Annotated in this window: 3 protein-coding genes and 1 pseudogene; all 4 read left to right on the plus strand. The window is 61.6% G+C overall.

Annotation, left to right across the window (positions count from 1 at the left end; translation table 11 throughout):
* Positions 1 to 289, plus strand: a pseudogene (locus EOB80_RS35125) (carbohydrate ABC transporter permease); the annotation flags it as partial.
* A gap of 2 nt (positions 290 to 291) precedes the next feature.
* On the plus strand, positions 292 to 573 hold the full coding sequence (locus tag EOB80_RS08520) for a DUF2160 domain-containing protein (RefSeq protein ID WP_127327331.1): 282 nt from the start codon (positions 292 to 294) through the stop codon (positions 571 to 573).
* 79 nt (positions 574 to 652) lie between these two features.
* Complete coding sequence (locus tag EOB80_RS08525; protein WP_127327332.1) at positions 653 to 2,377, plus strand: ABC transporter substrate-binding protein; 1,725 nt, start codon at positions 653 to 655, stop codon at positions 2,375 to 2,377.
* A gap of 96 nt (positions 2,378 to 2,473) precedes the next feature.
* Positions 2,474 to 2,908, plus strand: a 435-nt coding sequence (locus tag EOB80_RS35130) for an FGGY family carbohydrate kinase (protein ID WP_245466293.1), incomplete at its 3' end; no start/stop codon positions are given.

A 2,908-nucleotide genomic window follows, 5' to 3' on the forward strand; every position in this document is an offset into this window, starting at 1 on the left:
CTTCCCGCGCTTCTTCCTGAAAATCTTCATGCCGCTGATCGCCAGCGGCGTCGGCGTGGCCTGCTTCTTCTGCTTCATGTTCTCATGGGTCGAGCTGCTGATCGCGCGCACCTTGACCACGACCGCCGCCAAGCCGATCGCCGCGATCATGACGCGCACGGTCTCGGCCTCCGGGCTCGACTGGGGCGTGCTCGCCGCCGCCGGCGTGCTCACCATCCTTCCAGGCGCGCTCGTGATCTGGTTCGTCCGTAATTACATCGCCAAGGGCTTCGCCCTGGGGAGGGTATGACCATGAACCTCACCTGGATGGCATGGACGCTGCCGACGGCGATCTTTTTCATCACGATCCTGGTGCTGCTCTGTGGCATGGCGGCTTGGGAATACGTCTCGCCTGGCGGCAATCCCCGGGTCGGCGTCCTGCGCTTCGAGACGACGCGCGGCGACCGCCTCTTTGTTTCGCTGCTCGGCAGCGCCTTTATCCATCTCGCTTGGCTGGGTCTTGTCGGACCCAACCTGTGGTGGGCTCTCGCTCTCTCCGTGGTCTACGCCATTGGCGTGTTCCGCTACGTATAGAGGGGGAAACTGTTGGAGCGACCGCGTGCCGACGGCCGCTCCAGATCGCACTTGAAACTTGAAAAGTGGAGGAAACGAAATGCGAAGGCAATTTTTAACATCAACGACTGCGCTTGTCCTGCTCTGGGGAGCAGGCCAGGCCTATGCCGGAATGGACGAAGCCAAGACCTTCCTCGATACCGAAATCAAGGACTTGTCGACGCTCGATCGCGCCGGCCAGGAAGCCGAGCTGCAATGGTTCATCGATGCCGCGAAGCCTTTCGCCGGCATGGACATCAAGGTGGTCTCCGAGACCATCGATACGCATAGCTATGAGTCCAAGGTTCTGGCGCCCGCCTTCACCGCGATCACCGGCATCAAGATCACTCACGACCTGATCGGCGAAGGCGACGTCGTCGAGAAGCTGCAGACGCAGATGCAGTCGGGCGAAAACATCTACGATGCCTACGTCAACGACTCCGACCTGATCGGCACGCACTGGCGCTACCAGCAGGCGCGCAGCCTGACCAAGTGGATGGCGAATGAGGGCAAGGACGTCACCAACCCCAACCTCGACCTCGCCGACTTCATCGGCACCAAGTTCACGACCGCTCCGGACGGCGACCTCTACCAGCTGCCCGACCAGCAGTTCGCGAATCTCTACTGGTTCCGCTATGACTGGTTCAACGACGAGAAGAACAAGGCCGATTTCAAGGCCAAGTACGGCTACGACCTCGGCGTTCCGGTCAACTGGTCGGCCTATGAGGACATCGCCGAGTTCTTCACCGGCCGCGAGATCGACGGCAAGAAGGTCTATGGCCACATGGACTACGGCAAGAAGGATCCGTCGCTCGGCTGGCGGTTCACCGATGCCTGGCTGTCCATGGCCGGCAATGGCGACAAGGGCCTGCCGAACGGTCTTCCGGTCGACGAATGGGGCATCAAGGTCAACGAGAAGTCGCAGCCTGTCGGCTCGTGCGTCGCGCGCGGCGGCGACACCAATGGCCCGGCTTCCGTGTATTCGATCCAGAAATACCTGGATTGGCTGAAGGCCTATGCGCCGCCGGAAGCCCAGGGCATGACGTTCGGCGAATCCGGCCCCGTCCCGTCGCAGGGCACGGTCGCGCAGCAGATGTTCACTTACACCGCCTTCACCGCCTCCTTCGTCAAGGAAGGGCTGCCGGTCGTGAACGCGGACGGCACGCCGAAATGGCGCTTTGCTCCGTCGCCGCACGGCGTCTACTGGAAGGACGGCATGAAGCTCGGCTATCAGGACGTGGGTTCATGGACGCTTCTCAAGTCCACGCCTGACGATCGCGCCAAGGCCGCCTGGCTCTATGCGCAGTTCGTCGTGTCGAAGACGGTCGATGTGAAGAAGAGCCATGTCGGCCTGACGCTCATCCGCGAGTCGACGATCCAGGACAAGAGCTTCACGGAACGCGCTCCGAAGCTCGGCGGCCTGATCGAGTTCTACCGCTCGCCGGCCCGTGTTCAGTGGTCGCCGACCGGAACGAACGTGCCGGACTATCCGAAGCTGGCACAGCTCTGGTGGCAGGCGATCGGCGATGCGTCGTCGGGTGCCAAGACGGCGCAGGAGGCGATGGACTCGCTTTGCTCCGAGCAGGAAAAGGTCATGGAACGCCTGGAAAAGGCCGGCATCCAGGGCGATATCGGCCCGAAGATGGCCGAAGAGCATGACCTCGCCTACTGGAACGCCGACGCGGTCAAGAAGGGCAATCTCGCTCCTCAGCTGAAGATCGAGAACGAGAAGGAAAAGCCGATCACCATCAATTACGACGAACTGGTGAAGAGCTGGCAGAAGTAGACGGTTCTAAGCGGGCGTCTGCGCCCGTGTGACATTGGGGGAGGCGGCATCTTGCCGTCTCCCCTGTTTGTGTAAAAGACTAAGCGGGGAGGCACAATGACCGGATATATCCTTGCCATCGACCAGGGCACGACTTCGACCCGGGCGATCCTGTTCGACGGCGAGATGAAGGTCGCCGGCAGTGGGCAAAAGGAATTCGCCCAGCACTATCCGGCCTCCGGCTGGGTCGAGCACGATCCGGAAGATATCTGGGCGAGTGTGGTGTCGACCGTGAAGGCGGCGCTGAAGCAGGCCGGCCGGAATGCTTCCGACGTAGCCGCAATCGGCATCACCAATCAGCGCGAAACCGTGGTCATCTGGGACAGGGCGACCGGCAAGCCGATCCATAATGCCATTGTCTGGCAGGACCGGCGCACCGCGCCGCTGTGCCAGAAACTCAAGAAGCAGGGGCTGGAGAAGACATTCACCAAGAAAACCGGGCTGCTGCTCGATCCCTATTTTTCCGGCACCAAGATCGCCTGGATGTTGGAC

The organism is Mesorhizobium sp. M7A.F.Ca.MR.245.00.0.0 (assembly GCF_003997415.1).
Taxonomy (GTDB): Bacteria; Pseudomonadota; Alphaproteobacteria; order Rhizobiales; family Rhizobiaceae; genus Mesorhizobium.